This window comes from Alkaliphilus serpentinus (assembly GCF_009017255.1).
Classification (GTDB): Bacteria; Bacillota; Clostridia; order Peptostreptococcales; family Natronincolaceae; genus Alkaliphilus_D; species Alkaliphilus_D serpentinus.
This window is the reverse complement of sequence record NZ_WBZB01000004.1, coordinates 69,576-85,099: the sequence shown is the minus strand read 5'-3', so window position 1 is coordinate 85,099 and position 15,524 is coordinate 69,576. Positions and strand designations below refer to the sequence as shown.

The 15,524-nt window shown below is 36.0% G+C and carries 18 protein-coding genes and 1 pseudogene; 18 read left to right on the top strand and 1 reads right to left on the bottom strand.

Going from position 1 to position 15,524, the window contains the following annotated elements; genetic code table 11:
* The 12 genes and pseudogenes from F8153_RS01000 (at position 1) to F8153_RS16350 (ending at position 8,644) form a co-directional block, all read left to right on the top strand.
* Entirely contained in the window at positions 1-273 is a 273-nt protein-coding gene (locus F8153_RS01000) for a YggT family protein (RefSeq protein ID WP_151864484.1), read from the top strand.
* Positions 274-288: 15 nt separating this feature from the next.
* Positions 289-1,089, top strand: coding sequence for a YlmH family RNA-binding protein (locus F8153_RS00995; protein ID WP_151864483.1), 801 nt, complete (start codon positions 289-291; stop codon positions 1,087-1,089).
* 13 nt (positions 1,090-1,102) lie between these two features.
* Positions 1,103-1,552: a DivIVA domain-containing protein gene (locus F8153_RS00990; protein WP_151864482.1), complete on the top strand. Its 450-nt coding sequence runs from the start codon at positions 1,103-1,105 to the stop codon at positions 1,550-1,552.
* A 167-nt stretch (positions 1,553-1,719) separates the two neighbouring features.
* Positions 1,720-2,415: a 5'-methylthioadenosine/adenosylhomocysteine nucleosidase gene (locus tag F8153_RS00985; protein WP_151864481.1), complete on the top strand. Its 696-nt coding sequence runs from the start codon at positions 1,720-1,722 to the stop codon at positions 2,413-2,415.
* 16 nt (positions 2,416-2,431) lie between these two features.
* Positions 2,432-3,241 carry a 3-deoxy-7-phosphoheptulonate synthase gene (gene aroF / locus F8153_RS00980; protein ID WP_151864480.1) on the top strand — a complete coding sequence of 270 codons (810 nt, stop codon included), beginning with the start codon at positions 2,432-2,434 and terminating at the stop codon, positions 3,239-3,241.
* 106 nt (positions 3,242-3,347) lie between these two features.
* Positions 3,348-3,635 carry a DUF5665 domain-containing protein gene (locus F8153_RS00975; RefSeq protein ID WP_151864479.1) on the top strand — a complete coding sequence of 96 codons (288 nt, stop codon included), beginning with the start codon at positions 3,348-3,350 and terminating at the stop codon, positions 3,633-3,635.
* Between the two features lie 11 nt (positions 3,636-3,646).
* A complete protein-coding gene (locus tag F8153_RS00970; RefSeq protein WP_151864478.1) occupies positions 3,647-4,330 on the top strand; it encodes a TraR/DksA C4-type zinc finger protein in 684 nt (227 codons plus the stop codon).
* 77 nt (positions 4,331-4,407) lie between these two features.
* Entirely contained in the window at positions 4,408-4,857 is a 450-nt protein-coding gene (lspA, locus tag F8153_RS00965; RefSeq protein ID WP_151864477.1) for a signal peptidase II, read from the top strand.
* 3 nt (positions 4,858-4,860) lie between these two features.
* Positions 4,861-5,796, top strand: coding sequence for an RluA family pseudouridine synthase (locus F8153_RS00960; protein WP_151864476.1), 936 nt, complete (start codon positions 4,861-4,863; stop codon positions 5,794-5,796).
* Between the two features lie 33 nt (positions 5,797-5,829).
* The gene (gene pyrR / locus F8153_RS00955) at positions 5,830-6,369 is read left to right on the top strand and encodes a bifunctional pyr operon transcriptional regulator/uracil phosphoribosyltransferase PyrR (protein ID WP_151864475.1); all 540 of its coding nucleotides are present in this window, start codon (positions 5,830-5,832) and stop codon (positions 6,367-6,369) included.
* 845 nt (positions 6,370-7,214) lie between these two features.
* Positions 7,215-8,008 (top strand): annotated as a pseudogene (gene ltrA / locus F8153_RS16705) (group II intron reverse transcriptase/maturase); the annotation flags it as partial.
* Positions 8,006-8,644: a group II intron maturase-specific domain-containing protein gene (locus F8153_RS16350; protein ID WP_408608747.1), complete on the top strand. Its 639-nt coding sequence runs from the start codon at positions 8,006-8,008 to the stop codon at positions 8,642-8,644. The pseudogene ltrA and the gene F8153_RS16350, both read left to right, overlap by 3 nt.
* 372 nt (positions 8,645-9,016) lie before the next feature.
* On the opposite strand, the gene F8153_RS00945 is transcribed toward F8153_RS16350, so the two are convergent.
* Positions 9,017-10,789 carry an Rqc2 family fibronectin-binding protein gene (locus tag F8153_RS00945; protein ID WP_151864474.1) on the bottom strand — a complete coding sequence of 591 codons (1,773 nt, stop codon included), beginning with the start codon at positions 10,787-10,789 and terminating at the stop codon, positions 9,017-9,019.
* 192 nt (positions 10,790-10,981) lie between these two features.
* Between F8153_RS00945 and dapF the strand changes: the two genes are divergently transcribed.
* The 6 genes from dapF to coaBC all read left to right on the top strand — a co-directional run bounded on the left by dapF (position 10,982) and on the right by coaBC (position 15,422).
* Positions 10,982-11,824: a diaminopimelate epimerase gene (dapF, locus tag F8153_RS00940; protein WP_151864473.1), complete on the top strand. Its 843-nt coding sequence runs from the start codon at positions 10,982-10,984 to the stop codon at positions 11,822-11,824.
* A gap of 264 nt (positions 11,825-12,088) precedes the next feature.
* Positions 12,089-12,970 carry a YicC/YloC family endoribonuclease gene (locus F8153_RS00935; RefSeq protein ID WP_151864472.1) on the top strand — a complete coding sequence of 294 codons (882 nt, stop codon included), beginning with the start codon at positions 12,089-12,091 and terminating at the stop codon, positions 12,968-12,970.
* 11 nt (positions 12,971-12,981) lie between these two features.
* Positions 12,982-13,266 (top strand): extracellular matrix/biofilm regulator RemA, encoded by a 285-nt coding sequence (remA, locus tag F8153_RS00930; RefSeq protein ID WP_151864471.1) that lies wholly within the window; start codon positions 12,982-12,984, stop codon positions 13,264-13,266.
* An 18-nt stretch (positions 13,267-13,284) separates the two neighbouring features.
* On the top strand, positions 13,285-13,887 hold the full coding sequence (gene gmk, locus F8153_RS00925; protein ID WP_151864470.1) for a guanylate kinase: 603 nt from the start codon (positions 13,285-13,287) through the stop codon (positions 13,885-13,887).
* Positions 13,888-13,908: 21 nt separating this feature from the next.
* Positions 13,909-14,118: a DNA-directed RNA polymerase subunit omega gene (gene rpoZ, locus F8153_RS00920; RefSeq protein WP_151864469.1), complete on the top strand. Its 210-nt coding sequence runs from the start codon at positions 13,909-13,911 to the stop codon at positions 14,116-14,118.
* Positions 14,119-14,231: 113 nt separating this feature from the next.
* Positions 14,232-15,422, top strand: coding sequence for a bifunctional phosphopantothenoylcysteine decarboxylase/phosphopantothenate--cysteine ligase CoaBC (gene coaBC / locus F8153_RS00915; RefSeq protein ID WP_151864468.1), 1,191 nt, complete (start codon positions 14,232-14,234; stop codon positions 15,420-15,422).
* The last annotated feature ends 102 nt before the right edge of the window (positions 15,423-15,524 follow it).

The following is a 15,524-nucleotide window of genomic DNA, read 5'->3' as shown; positions in this document are numbered from 1 at the left end:
TTGTTTACTAGAGTAGATGTAATCAATGCCTTGTATTATTTATTTAGAATAATTAATTTCTTAATTTTGGTAAGGGTTTTAATGAGTTGGATTAATCCAAATCCAAGAAATCCTATTGTTCAGTTGGTTTATGCGGTTACCGAGCCAATAATTGGACCTGTTAGACACTTAATTTATAATGTATTTGGTTACAAAGGAATGATTGATTTTTCACCAATAGTAGCCATATTTTTGATGCAAATAATATTTAGCACCCTATTGAGGTTTTTGTAAAGGTTGTGACAGAGTTTGCAGGACAAAGAGAAGTATATTCAACATATAAAGGACCCTCAACTGCAACAGACCCTAATTAAGGTCTTAGATCAGGTTAATGGGGTTTTGAAAAAGCATGAAGTGAAGAGTACGGACTTTTTAAGTCCTTATTACGAGAAGAAAATTCGTGAAGTTCTCGTCGGAATAAATAGAATTTGCCACTTTTCCTATGGAGGCTATGAAGGAGCAGAAAGAAAGGTAGTTTTAATCCACCCCGACTATTTAAGTAGTGAGGATATTGAACTACCCTTAGCTGCCCTTGAAATCACCAGTAATGATCAGTTCTTCAAATGTAATCATCGGGATTTTCTTGGAGGAATTCTAGGATTGGGAATTAAAAGGGAAAAAATAGGCGATATTCTAATCAATGATGATTCTAAGTTAATAAAGGGTTATATTATACTCCATAGAGATATGAAGGATTACATATTGTTTAATCTCAATCAAGTTGGAAAAAGCAAGGTAATGGTCAGGGAAGTTCAATTAAGTGAAATTGTAATCCCTCATATTGAATACAAAGAGGGAATTGGTAATGTATCATCCCTTAGATTAGATGCAGTAATTGCAGAAATCTTTAATTTATCTAGAGCTAACGCCCAATCTAGGATAGAAAAGGAAATGGTAAAGATAAATTGGGAAATCATAACCAAGGTGAGCTATGAAGTTAACTGCAATGACTCCCTTTCTGTTAGGGGCAGTGGTCGGGCTGATATCGTTGAGATCCTTGGAAAGACTAAATCTGGAAGAATTAAGCTTAAATATAAAATACCAATGTAATGGAGGTGTAAGGATGATAACGCCATTGGATATTCAAAACAAAGAATTTAAAAAGGGTATCAGGGGTTATAAGGAAGATGAAGTTGATGAGTTTTTAGATCAAGTGATGATTGATTATGAAAAGCTATACAAAGAAAATAGTGAATTAAAGGAAAGTATCGAAAACACGAATCAAGTAATTGAAAAGTACAAAACCATAGAAGACACCTTAAAAAATACCCTTGTAGTTGCACAAAACACAGCAGAAGAAGTTCGGGCAAATGCCCATAAAAAGGCTGAGGTAATTATTCAGGAGGCTGAAAACAAAGGTAAAGAAATCATTACAAAAGCCAACCAAGAAGCTGATAATATAAAAAAAGAATCCAATGAATTAAAAAAGCAAATACAAATATTTAAAACGCGATTTAAGACCCTTCTTGAAGCTCAACTAGAGGCTGTTTTAAAGGATATTGATGAAATTTAATAGAATCCATTATAATAATCTCGTCTTAGACGGGATTTTTTACTAAATTTATTTATTTTCCTAGGTTAAATATTGTATAATAGTCATGGTAATTATTATGATATCCAATAAATAGATTGTAAAACGAAAGCTTAAATGGGAATTATATATATATAGGAGGGAAGAAAATGATAGTTGGTATTATAGGTGCAATGGACGAGGAAATACAATTATTAAAAGAGAAAATGGATATAAAAGAAACCAAGATTATTTCAAAAATGGAGTTTTATATTGGAAGCCTTGAAAATAAAAATATTGTATTGGTTAGATGTGGTATTGGAAAGGTAAATGCTGCAGTTTGCGCACAGATTTTAATAGGACAGCTAGGAGTAACCGCTGTAATAAATACAGGTGTGGCTGGGGCCATACACGAAGATTTGAATGTCTTGGATGTAGTAATATCCACTGATGTTCTTCAGCATGATTTTGATGTAACAGGCTTTGGTTATCCTATTGGTGAAATACCAAGAATGGATACTTCCATCTTTACAGCCGACGATAGACTCCTGCAGTTGGGGATGAAGGCGGCAGATGAGGTTTTAACCAAGAATAAAGTGTTGAAGGGCAGAATTGTTTCAGGAGATATTTTTGTAAGCAATAGTGACCTTAAGGATAAGCTATGGAAGCTATTTATTGGGTTTGCTACTGAAATGGAGGGTGCTGCTATAGGTCATACCTGCTATGTAAATGGTATTCCCTTTGTAATCATTCGTGCGATGTCAGATAAAGCTGACGGCTCTGCCCACTCTAATTTTAATGAGTTTGTTCAAAAGGCTGCTGAGCATTCTAAGGAAATCGTAAGAAAAATTCTTAGAGATTTATAAGTAAGAAGGAGTAATAATGGAGCTAAGACTAATTAAGAAAAAAGATAAAAATGATTTTAAAGAAGTAAAGATTAAGGACGTAATTATTGGTGGACAAGCCACCACCATAATTGCTGGGCCCTGTGCCATCGAGGGTGAAGAGCAAATTTTAAGGATTGCAGAAACTGTTAAAGCCATGGGTGGGAATATACTAAGGGGTGGGGCCTTTAAACCCCGTACATCACCCTACTCCTTTCAAGGCTTAGGAGAAGAAGGTTTAAGGCTATTAAAGATCGCTGGAGATGAGGTTAACCTACCTGTAGTGTCTGAGGTGATGGATACAAGAGAAATAGAAATGACGGATAAATATGTCGATATATTTCAAATAGGTTCAAGAAATATGCAAAACTATAGCCTCTTAAGGGAGGTTGGTAAAACCAATAAGCCTGTAATTTTAAAGCGAGGGATGGCTGCCTCTATTGAGGATTGGTTATTGGCGGCTGAATATATAGCCTCAGAAGGAAATCTTGAAATTATCCTATGTGAAAGGGGTATTCGTACCTTTGAGGGCTATACAAGAAATACCCTGGATCTTTCAGTGGTTCCAATAATCAAAGAGGAAACCTTTCTTCCAATAATTGTTGATCCCAGTCATGGAACTGGAATAAGGGAGTTAATTTTACCTATGTCTATGGCTTCAATAGCTGCCGGAGCTGATGGGCTAATGATTGAAATACATCCTAATCCAGATAAAGCTCTGTCTGATGGGATGCAATCCCTAAATTTTAAGGATTATGAAGTTTTGATGAAAAGGATTAGGAGTTTAAGTGAATATTTAAAGAGCTAATTTAAAAGGGTTGGGAGGATAGATTCCAATCCTTTTGTGTTTTTTGTAGAATCATTAATTAAAAAACCTAAGGAGGGGAAAAATAGAACTGAAAAGGTGAGTGATTATGGAGGAAAAAAATCATAAAAAGGAAAAAACATCCTATAGAAGGCTGGAAGCTTTAGCAAAAAATATGGATAATATGCGAGTTGCAGAGTATGTTGCTATGATCAACCATCCAGGCCGTTTAATCTTTATGAATTTTCTATTAGGCTTAGTAAGGGGCTTTGGAATGGGTATAGGCTTCACCATTTTATTAGGTGGGCTAATATATTTAATGAGGGGATGGGTGAATCTACCTGTAATTGGAAGGATTATCGCTGATTTATTAGATATAATAGAAAATTATCGATAGGAGGAGTACTGGTGGATAAAAATAAACTAAACTACTATAAAAATAAATTAATCAATGAAAAATTCAATACAATAAATACCCTTGAATTAATGGAAAAACATCATAACAAACATGCCTCCATGAGGGAGTATACAGAAGAACTATCTGCCTATGATAATCATCCAGCTGATTTGGGTACAGAAATGTTTATGGTTGAAATGCAGGGAAACCTAGAAAATCATGAAAGATACAGAATTACAGAGATTGATAGAGCATTGGGAAAAATTGAAGAAGGTTCCTATGGTAGTTGTGATCTGTGTGGTAAAGAAATACCAGAAGACCGCTTAGAGATTCTGCCTGAAGCCAATATCTGTATGAGTTGTGCAAAGGAAAAGCTCCCCTTAGAAGCTATGCAGGGGGATAGAGGACGACCTATAGAAGAGAAACTCTTATATCCACCCTTTTCTAGAACCAATATGGATGGCAAGGATTATACGGGATTTGATGGGGAGGATACCTATCAAGCAGTAGAGAAGTTTAATGAAATCAAAAATGACCCTTCCTTTCAAGGAGGAAATCAACAAATGGTTTTTGATGATGATGCTCCGGGAATCGTTCAAGGGGTTGAGAAGGTAACAGAGGACCAATATTTAGAGCAGCTATACACCACTGGCCTCGATAGAAGGCTGAGGGGAAATAATAGAAGTAAATATTAAAAGATACTACAAAGTATCTTTTTTCTTAACTTAATGATATAATCAGTAATGTCAATATTCATAAAGGGGGCTTTATAGTGGCATATTTAATAGTTTTAATAGTCTTAATACTAGATCAAATAACCAAGCTCTGGGCAATTAATTCCCTAAAACCGATAGAAAGTATTGCTGTAATTCCGAAGATTTTTCATTTAACATATGTTGAAAATTCAGGGGCTGCCTTTGGAATCCTTCAAAATCAAAAGTTGTTTTTTATATTTGCCACCACCCTAATTGTAGTGGGAATTATAATTTTTATATCAAAGAATAAAAAGCTATTTTTGACAATGAAGTTGGGTTTGAGTTTAATTATGGCAGGGGCCATCGGTAATTTGATTGATCGAATACGATTTAGCTATGTAGTTGATTTTTTTGATTTTAAAATTTGGCCTGTTTTTAATATCGCGGATATTTCAATTGTAATTGGCGCATTATTAGTCTCTTATTTAATTATCCGATACGATTCATTTAGTCCAAAGGAGCTGTAGCCTATGGAAAAGAGTAAGATTTTTATATCAGAAGAGGAGGAAGGAGTTCGGTTGGATGTTTTTTTAGCCGATGCCTTCCCGGAATATAGTCGTAGCTATATACAAAAACTTATCAAAGAAGAGATGATTTTAGTAAATGAGAAGCATGAAAAAAGCAAATATATCGTAAAAACAGGAGATGGTATTGAGGTTGAAATTCCACCACCTAAGGTGTTAGATGTTAAGCCTCAAAATATCCCCCTGGATATTGTTTATGAGGATGATTCCTTATTGGTGGTTAATAAGCCTCAAGATATGGTTGTTCATCCTGCACCGGGTAATTATGAGAACACCTTGGTAAATGCCCTTTTATATCACTGTAAAGATCAATTATCAACGATAAATGGAGTTATTCGACCAGGTATTGTACATAGAATAGATAAGGATACTACGGGACTTTTGGTAGTAGCTAAGAATGATAGAGCCCATCAATCATTGGCTCAACAGTTAAAGGACCACAGCATTACACGAAAATATCATGCAATTGCCATGGGTAATATTAAAGAAAATCTGGCAACTATAGATGCTCCCATAGGTAGACATCCTGTTGATAGACTGAGGATGGCTGTGGTTCATGGTGGCAGAAATGCCATTACCCATATTAAGGTTGTAGAACGATTTACTCAATATACCTTCATAGAAGCTCAACTGGAAACCGGTAGAACCCACCAAATAAGAGTGCATCTATCCTATATTAAGCACCCCCTATTAGGGGATGAAGTTTATGGTACTAAAAGCAGTAGGTTTAATTTAAGGGGACAGGTTCTTCATGCAAAAACCTTGGGTTTTGTTCATCCTACAAGGGAAGAATACATGGAATTTGAAGCTCCTCTTCCAGAATATTTTGAAAAGCTTTTAAGGGTAATTAAAAATAATACAATAAGAGATAATCCTCAATAATATGTGAGTATAAAAGAAGGGGTGAAATAATTGATGGAGGGTAAAACTGTTCAAATTCTTGATGATAAGGGGATAATGAGGTCTATTACTAGAATAGCCCATGAAATTTTAGAGAAGAATAAAGGCCCTAAGGATTTAATACTTATAGGAATTAAAACCAGGGGCGTTCCCATTGCCAAAAGACTTGCAGCAAAAATCAAGGAATTCGAGGATTTTGATATTCCAGTAGGATTATTAGATATTACCCTATATAGGGATGATTTGTCTAAGGAAAACCTTGATCCGGTAATCCACGGCTCATCTATCCCCTATGATATTAATGATAAAACCGTGATTCTCGTTGATGATGTTTTATATACTGGGAGAACCGCTAGGGCAGCCCTAGATGCCCTTGTGGATATAGGTAGACCTAGTATTATACAATTGGCGGTATTGATTGATAGAGGCCACAGGGAGCTACCCATAAGGGCTGATTATGTAGGAAAAAATGTACCAACTGCAAAAAATGAAATCGTTAAGGTAAGACTACAAGAAACAGATGATGAGAATTCAGTGATGTTAGAGAATTTATAGCTAAAGGCTACCAATGATGGTAGCCTCAGATTGTAGACGAAGTATTCAAGATTAAGACTGATCAAAAGCTGGCAGATGGGAGGCATAAGAAAAGTCAGCGATTGCAGCGTATACAGAAATACGTAAGAGTGCTGACTTTTTGCAACAACAAAGCAGATGATAGTTTTTCATCAGTCTAAGGCTACCAATGATGGTAGCCTTTATTTGTGCGACAGGCAGTCGCACATTCATAAACTAAAGTTTATGAAATCTTGAGTGTCAAAGCAGCGACCACGATACCAATAATGGTAAAAACGAGTTTAGAGATTGGAAGCTCAAGAGTTCTCGAAGGTGAAAGTCCTTCCCTAGGAGTGCTGATACAACCTAGGAAGCCTAGTCTAGGGCAATATCGTGAGGTGTTGTCTGAAGGAGACGTGGAAAGTCGAGAGACCCATAGGCGGACTAGCAGACCGAAATGCAGAGGTGTGAAGCACAGGTGGCGGGGTAAACTGACGACCATGCGAATAAAATGGAAAGTCAATAATCTTAGTTCAATGAATCAGCCGATTTAAAGTAGTTTATCATGTGAAAGTGCTCGGTATGTTAGGAAGGAAAGTGCGATGACCCTGTGAGGTCTCTATACAAGCCTGTAAGGGGTAGTGGAATATAAGGTTAAGCCGAAGTTTCTGCTACGGATAGAGAAGTCAGACAGTTTCATAGTACGGAAGTAGGTATTAGACCAAACTGGTACCGAACGGAAGGGAACTGACCTCAGTGGTCCCAGCTTTAATCATGTGTAATGATAACGGTAACGCTACGAAAGTAAAAACGAACCGAAAGGACACAAGAAAGGTGAAGGATAATAAATGAATCAAGAATTGAAGCTTAAAATGCATAGTATTTATGGACAGCTGTTAGTTGAAAGAAAGCTAATGGAAGCATGGAAACAGGTTAAAGAAAATAAAGGCTGTGGAGGTATTGATGGTGAAACCCTCGAAACCTTCGCTGAAAAAGAAGAGGAGAAGATCAATAAACTCCTAATTACCCTAAAAGAGAAAAGCTACGTACCAAAGCCAGTAAAGAGGGTATATATACCAAAGAAAAATGGTAAAAAAAGACCATTAGGAATCCCAACCATAGAGGATAGGATTGTACAGCAAAGTGTGGTAAATGTCATAAGTCCTAAGTTTGAGAATGAGATATTTCATAAATGGTCATGTGGATACAGAAAAGGATTAGGTGCAGAAAGAACAATGCAGATAATTCTTTGGAATCTAGAAACAGGACACAACCACATATATGACTGTGATATAAAAGGGTTTTTTGACAACATACCACACAAGAAACTGATGAAGATATTGAAAAATATATAGCTGATGGAACTGTCCTAGATATGATATGGAGGTGGCTAAAGGCTGGACATATGGAAGAAGGTAAATTCCATAATACTGAATCTGGCACTCCGCAAGGAGGGGTGATTTCGCCAATACTTGCAAATATATACCTAAATGAACTAGACTGGGAACTAGATAAGGAAAATATCCGTTTTGTAAGATATGCTGATGATTTTCTTCTTTTTGCAAAAACAGAAGAAGAAATCAAAAGAGCAGGTGCGGCAGCGAATAGGGTAATAACTGATTTAGGATTGGAAGTATCAATGGAGAAAACAAAATTCGTTAATTTCAACAATGAAAATTTTAATTTCCTTGGATTTACATTTGAGCATTGGAGACAAAGAAAGAACGATGGAGAGTCATATTTCATCGTAAGACCTACTGAGAATTCGATCAAAGACTTCAAAACTAAAATAAAAGAGAAAACAAGGAAAAGCCTAACCCTTAGCACCAAAGCATGGCTAGATGCCTTAAATCCAATAATAAGAGGAAAGATAAACTACTATCTAAATATCTACAAGGCAGTTAAAGCCAACGAAGGATATGGTCAGAAAAGTAGATGTATACTACAGGCTTTCAGCAAGGAATTACATGCAGTAGACTCCTATGTTAGGCAAAGGTTAAGGGTAGCAATGATACACAAAAATCCATGTCAAAGAAAAGGCTGGCTCATGACCTCAAAGTGGAACAATGAGTATTTTGTTAAGATAGGGCTTATACCATCCCATTGGTTATATTATAACAAAATGTGGGGTTACACCTTAGAAATGTACTTGGAGAAAATAACGGCCAAAAGTAGAGCAAAATTAGAGAAACAAATCAAGAAATTAAAAGAGAAAGGCCAAGAGTATTATACTCCTGACCGAGTTTCAAAGATAAATGCTGCAAAAAGCTATGCTTAATTCATTTAAAACACGTTGGTAAGCCGTATGCCTTAGTAGGGCACGTGCGGTTTGATAAGGGGGTAGCTATGAAAATAGTTACCCTACTTTATAGTTAATATTGCTTTTTATTAAATCCTTCTGATCTATAGAAGTATCTTGAGTTCAACATTCAACAATAAGGTAGTAGGTTATTTACCTACAAAATTAGAAATAGGTTTTTACTCATCTACTCAAATATAAACTGGTTATCGAAAGTCTGCTTCTTCTTTTGGGTTTAACCCTATTACCTATTCCTTATAATTATAGTAATATGTACAAAGAGAACCGTCCCTGTTGTGCATATTCAACATTCAACATTTAACATTCAACATTCAACATTAACTTCTTAATTTACTCTATCTCCCTAACTCCCTTTATATCTCTTAAGCTTCCGTCCACATACACTGTTTCATAATGATCATAAATAACCATCCCAGCCTTAGCTCCCGAAGGCTTTTTGACATTTTTCCTAGGGGTATAGTCTACAGCCACCTTGGTAGACTCTCTTCCTTTACTATAATAGGCTGCAAGGGTTGCGGCTTCAAATAGTGCTACTTTGCTATAACCATCCTCCTTAACCTTTAAGATTGTATGGGAACCAGGGATGTCCTTAACATGAAGCCATAAATCATTTTTACTGGCCAGCTTAAAGGTGATCTCGTCGTTTTGTTGATTGTTTTTGCCTATGATGATTTCGTAACCATCGGAGGACAAGTACCTTAGAAATTTAGGTTTTTTTCCTTGTTCCTTTTGTTTCCTTCCACCCTTACCCTTAATGATCCCCGCTTCCGATAACTCCCTTTGAATTTCCTCTAAATCAGATATATGGGTTGAATGCTCAATGTTCATTAGAATTTCTTCTATATAGGAAATTTCATCCGTAGTAATATCCATTTGCCGATGGACCTCAGAAACAGCGGTTTTGTACTTGTTGTATTGCTTGTAATAGCTTTGGGCATTTTGAGAGGCACTAAGCTTTTGATCCAACTCTATAACAACCTCTGGCATTTCTGCATCATAATAATTGATGACACTGATTCTTTCCTCTCGTCCTTTTATTAGATGTAGGTTTGAAGTAATAAGATCTCCCTTAACCTTATATTCCTCAGCCCTTTGAGCTCTTTCTAAATCCTTTTGAAGATTTTCTATCTTATTGTAGAGCCTATCAAGCTTTATATTTAGATTTTTTCTTAAGTCTTGGGATTTTTGCTTAATTCTTTCCCTAATATCTCGATTTCTATAGAAGGTCTCCAGCATTCCACTTACATCTTCGAAGGTTTCCAATCTATAGATGGAAAGATGCTGTAGCTCTAATACATTAAAATCAATATACTTATCAGTAGCATCGTCAATATAGATGGAAGGATTAAAGGCTTTTGTTTTAATCTTTTCGATTATAGACGTAAAGGAATGATATAAATCCCTCAGTTTACCTTCCTCAACTCCTAATAGAGGGGTATTTTCCTCTATATCACTGAGAAAACATAGCTCCCTAGATATCAGAGGAGAAATACCCGTAAAGGTACCGTAAATTGCCTTTAGAATCTTATCCTTTCGATCCTTTAATAATCTATCACTAAATTCTTCAAAAGTTTCAACAGTTAACGGATTAACCTTATCTCCAGCAGGGGGCATTTGATAAGTAAGACCAGGTAATACCTGCCTATATCTACTTACATCTATGGGAACTCTTTTGATTGAATCAATAATCTTATCAGAAGTACTATCTACTAGAATAATGTTACTATGCTTACCCATAATTTCTATGATTAATTTTTTGCTCTTTAGTACATTTAACTCATCATAGTTTTCAATGTTAAATATAATCATTCTCTCCATCTCAGGTTGGGTTATGGATATAATCCTGCCTCCCTGTAGGTGCTTTCGTAATAGCATACAAAAGTTCGGGGGAGCAGCAGGGTTTTCCTTGCTGTGGTCAATAAAGTGGGTTCTAGGATAACTGCTATCAGCAGAGAGTAGAAGCTTATAATTCCTTCCTTGAGCTCTAATATGTAATAATAACTCATCAATCTCTGGCTGATAAACCTTTTCTATTTTGTTAATTGGTAAGAGTTTTTGAAGCTCCTCCACCATTGCCGCAATTACTAAACCATCTAATGCCATATAAATCCCTCCAAAATATCTACATTTTATAGAATTTTTTAATAGAAGTTCACTAATAATTCTTGATTAAATTATGGTTATATGTGATAATATTATATTTATAATACAATAATACAATCATACATGAAAGGTCATAAAAAAACTACTTTTTTGATTAAAAATCTAGGCAAATTGATTAAATGAGGTGAAAAGATGTTCATTCCCTTTAAAAAGATGCATGGAGCAGGCAACGATTTTATTGTGATTAAAGAAGAAGATATTCCTGACAATGTTGAACTTCAACAACTGGCCAGAAGCTGCTGTCATAGAAATTTCGGAATAGGAGCAGACGGACTCTTGGTGGTGGCGGCTTCCCAGGCAGCAGATGTTAAGATGATCTATTATAATAGTGATGGCTCCATCGCCAATATGTGTGGTAATGGGATACGCTGTTTTTCAAAATTTGTTTTTGATGAGGGCTTAGCAAATAAGGAAAACTTCAAAGTCGAGACCCTGGCAGGTATCTACAGGGTGGATGTAAAAATAGCAAATCATAAAGTTGAGTTTGTGAAGGTAAACATGGGTAGAATGTATTTTAAACCGGAAGAAATACCTGTGGTACATGATGGCCCTCATTTTATTAAGCAAAAGATTCATGGGGGAGGCAAGGTATTTGAAGCTACTACTGTATTAATGGGGGTTCCCCATACTGTGATCTTCCTAGATAAGTTATCTGATGATGATGTAAGGAACTTTGGACCTATTATAGAGAATATGGAAATCTTTCCCCATAAAACCAACGTCAACTTTGTAGAGGTTGTTAGCAGAGGTTTAGTCCATGTGAAAACCTGGGAGAGGGGTGCTGGTTTTACCTTAGCCTGTGGTACGGGGGTAACCAGCGTATGTGGTGTGGCCCATTATCTTGACTTAGTAGACAGTGAGGTAGAGGTTATAATTGATGGAGGAAGACTTCAGGTAATTATTAAGGATGATGGAACTATGGATATGGAAGGTCCAGCTGAGGATATTTGTGAGGGAAAATATTACTATAAATGAAAAATTGTGCACAATAGGGACGGTTCTCTTTGTGCATATGAATAAGGAATAGGGAATAGGGAAAATGAATGAAGGATAGTTGAAAATTTAGCAGTTAAGTTAAAAGAAATGTGTACTCATGTTTCATCATAAATTCTACATTCTTAATTCTTCATTCTTAATTCTTCATTTCAACCATCATTACTATTGTAATAATCATTAATGAGGTATAAAATATTAAATGAGTAAATTTCTGTTTATTTTCTTAACGGAAGGATGAATAAGATGATAAAAAGTATGACTGGTTTTGGTAGAGGAGAGGCCCAATCGGAGCATAAAAAGTTCATGATTGAGCTTAAGTCGCTGAATCATAGATACCTTGACACAAGCATAAAAATGCCAAAGATTTTTACATATCTAGAAGAAAAGATTCGACAGCGAATTAAAGACTATATAAAAAGAGGAAGGGTAGAAGCCTTTATTAGCTTTGAAAACATTGGGGATACCGATGTTAAGGTTATTCCTGATATTGCCCTTGCTAAGGAATATTTAAAGGCTATGAAGGCCTTGGATAAAGAACTTGAAATCAAAAACGATGTTAGCATATCTCTAATAACTAAGTTTCCTGATGTGATTCGTATCGAAAAGGAAGAGGCAAATGAAGATGAAATTTGGAGCTGTATGGAGGAGGCTCTTATTTTAGCTTTAGAAAAGCTTACTGAAATGCGGGAAAGAGAAGGACAACAGCTAAACCAAGATATCATAAAAAGACTGGATATTATTAAAGATATGGTTAAAGAAATAGAGGATAGGAGTCCAATAATTGTTGAGGAATATCGGAAAAAGTTAACCGATAGGATCAAGGAGCTTATTGATGATGCCTATACAGTCGATGATAATCGAATTATTATGGAGGTAGCTATTTTTGCAGATAAAAGCAGCGTAACTGAGGAGATTGTCCGCTTTGATAGCCACATTAAGCAGTTTAAGCAGGCTATGAAGGAAGAGGACTCAGTGGGTAGAAAGCTGGACTTTATTATTCAAGAAATGAACAGAGAGGTTAACACCATTGGTTCAAAGGCAAATGACTTAACGACAACCAATATTGTAGTGAATATAAAAAGTGAATTGGAGAAGATGCGGGAACAGGTTCAAAATATTGAATAGGGGGTCTATAAATGAGTATAAAACTAATAAATATTGGATTTGGAAATATTGTTTCTGGTAATAGAATTATTGCTATTGTAAGTCCCGAATCAGCACCTATAAAGCGAATTATTCAAGAGGCTAGAGATAGGGGAATGCTGGTAGATGCAACCTATGGTAGAAGAACAAGGGCCGTCATTATCACCGATAGCGATCATATCATACTATCTGCTGTTCAACCGGAAACCGTAGCCCATAGACTAAATTCAAAGGATCAGAATAAGGATGTAGAGAATACTGACTGTCAGGAAGGGTAGCTAGAAAGAGGAGAGTTTATGAGAAAAAAAGGCTTACTAATAGTAATATCAGGTCCATCGGGAGCAGGTAAAGGAACAATCTGCAAGCTGCTTCTTGAAGAAAATCCCCATATAAAGGCATCTATTTCAGCAACAACCCGTAAACCTAGACAAGGAGAAGTAGATGGCATTAATTACTTTTTCATTGACACCGATGCCTTCAAAAATATGATTCAAGAAGATGAACTTTTGGAATATGCCAAGGTTTATGATAATTTTTATGGAACCCCCAAAAAATATGTATTAGATAATCTTGAGGCTGGCAATGATGTATTATTAGAGATAGATATAGATGGAGCCTTACAAATTAAAGAGAAATTCAATGAAGGGGTTTTTGTATTTATCTTGCCTCCATCCCTAGAAGAGTTGAAGAATAGAATTATAAATAGGGGTACAGAAACCATGGAGGATATCAATAAACGATACAGCTCTGCATTAAAGGAAATTAATCAAGTGATTAAATATGATTATGCTATAGTAAATGACAATGTAGAAGGGGCTATTCAGGATATTGAGGCCATCCTTAGAGCAGAGGGTTGTAGGGTAATAAGGCAATATGAAGATATAATAACTAGATATTAATTAGACAAGGAGATGATAAAGATGTTATATCCATCAATTAACGATTTATTGAAGAAGGTTGATAGTAGATATACTTTAGTGCTGGCAGCTTCAAAGCGAGCAAGACAGATAATAGACGGGGATAAGCTTTTGGTTAACCCTCAATCAAAAAAACCCGTATCAATTGCCACACAAGAGATTTATGAAGATGCAGTAAATTATACTAAGTATAATGAAGAAGCAAATAAGTAGGGAAGTTAGAACTATGGTAATAGGTAATAGGTAATAGGTAATAAGGAATAAGTACAAGTAATAGTGAATAAATAATAAATTGCTTTTCTTTGCTAGAAAGGAATGTTTTGAATATGCTTAAAGGCAAAAAAATTGTAATTGGAGTAACCGGTGGTATAGCGGCTTATAAAGCTTGTGATATAACCAGTAGCTTGAAGAAGCTAGGGGCAGAAATCAACGTGATTATGACTGAATCTGCAACTCATTTTGTGAATCCTCAAACCTTTCAGGCTTTAAGTCAAAATCCCGTAACAGTAGATATGTTTGATACCCCTAGATATTGGGATATTGAGCATATTAGCTTAGCTCAAAAGGCAGATTTGATTTTAGTAGCCCCAGCTACAGCCAATATCATAGGGAAGGTTATCAATGGGATAGCAGATGATATGCTTTCCACTACTATTATGGCCTCAACTGCTAAGGTTGTATTTGCTCCCGCAATGAATACAAAAATGTATCTAAACCCCATCGTACAAAATAACATTGAAGGGCTAAAGGCATTGGGATATGCTTTTATTGATCCAGCCAGTGGTCGATTAGCCTGTGGTGAATTAGGAGTCGGGAAGCTGTGTGAGGTTGAAAAAATCATTGTTTATGTTACAGAGCTCCTATCGATGGAGGCAGATCTAAAGGGTAAGAAGCTTTTAATTACAGCAGGGCCCACAATAGAAGCCATTGATCCTGTAAGGTACTTAACCAACCATTCAACTGGAAAAATGGGTTATGCCATAGCAGAGGCCGCCCATGGCAGAGGGGCAGAAGTTACCCTTATATCTGGCCCTACCAACTTAAAACCCCCTGCTGGTATGGAATTTATTAGAGTAAACACAGCAGAGGAAATGTATGATCGCGTGCTAGAGAACTTTGAAGAAAATGATATTATTATAAAGTCTGCTGCAGTAGCCGATTATAGGCCAGAAGCTACCCATCCTCAGAAGATGAAAAAGCAGGATGATGATTTATATATTAAGCTAGTAAGGAATCCAGACATTTTGATGGAGCTAGGAAAGCGAAAGGGAAACAAATACCTTGTTGGCTTTGCTGCCGAAACCAACGATATTATAGAGTATGCTAAGAATAAGCTTAAGAAGAAAAACCTCGATCTAATTGTAGCAAATGATTTAACTGAAGAGGGTGCAGGCTTTGGAAAGGACACCAATGTAGTCTATTTAATAGATTCAAAGGAAGATACGACGAAGCTTGATAAGATGACAAAGCTGGAAGTAGCCCATAAGGTACTAGATAAAATTGTTAAATCAATTTAAAAGAGAATCCTTCGATGAAAAGCTCAAAAATCATCAAAGTATGTAAGCCTTCATATTCGGGATGTAACAAATTCGGTGAAACAAGGTAGTGGTTTGCCTGCT

What these genes read in the sequence shown, in the direction of transcription:
- F8153_RS00990 (WP_151864482.1), top strand. Translation starts at nt 1,103, where the DNA reads ATGATAACGCCATTGGATATTCAAAACAAAGAATTTAAAAAGGGTATC.
- F8153_RS00985 (WP_151864481.1), top strand. Translation starts at nt 1,720, where the DNA reads ATGATAGTTGGTATTATAGGTGCAATGGACGAGGAAATACAATTATTA.
- aroF (WP_151864480.1), top strand. Translation starts at nt 2,432, where the DNA reads ATGGAGCTAAGACTAATTAAGAAAAAAGATAAAAATGATTTTAAAGAA.
- F8153_RS00975 (WP_151864479.1), top strand. Translation starts at nt 3,348, where the DNA reads ATGGAGGAAAAAAATCATAAAAAGGAAAAAACATCCTATAGAAGGCTG.
- F8153_RS00960 (WP_151864476.1), top strand. Translation starts at nt 4,861, where the DNA reads ATGGAAAAGAGTAAGATTTTTATATCAGAAGAGGAGGAAGGAGTTCGG.
- pyrR (WP_151864475.1), top strand. Translation starts at nt 5,830, where the DNA reads ATGGAGGGTAAAACTGTTCAAATTCTTGATGATAAGGGGATAATGAGG.
- F8153_RS16350 (WP_408608747.1), top strand. Translation starts at nt 8,006, where the DNA reads ATGGAGAAAACAAAATTCGTTAATTTCAACAATGAAAATTTTAATTTC.
- F8153_RS00945 (WP_151864474.1), bottom strand. Translation starts at nt 10,789, where the DNA reads ATGGCATTAGATGGTTTAGTAATTGCGGCAATGGTGGAGGAGCTTCAA.
- dapF (WP_151864473.1), top strand. Translation starts at nt 10,982, where the DNA reads ATGTTCATTCCCTTTAAAAAGATGCATGGAGCAGGCAACGATTTTATT.
- F8153_RS00935 (WP_151864472.1), top strand. Translation starts at nt 12,089, where the DNA reads ATGATAAAAAGTATGACTGGTTTTGGTAGAGGAGAGGCCCAATCGGAG.
- remA (WP_151864471.1), top strand. Translation starts at nt 12,982, where the DNA reads ATGAGTATAAAACTAATAAATATTGGATTTGGAAATATTGTTTCTGGT.
- gmk (WP_151864470.1), top strand. Translation starts at nt 13,285, where the DNA reads ATGAGAAAAAAAGGCTTACTAATAGTAATATCAGGTCCATCGGGAGCA.
- rpoZ (WP_151864469.1), top strand. Translation starts at nt 13,909, where the DNA reads ATGTTATATCCATCAATTAACGATTTATTGAAGAAGGTTGATAGTAGA.
- coaBC (WP_151864468.1), top strand. Translation starts at nt 14,232, where the DNA reads ATGCTTAAAGGCAAAAAAATTGTAATTGGAGTAACCGGTGGTATAGCG.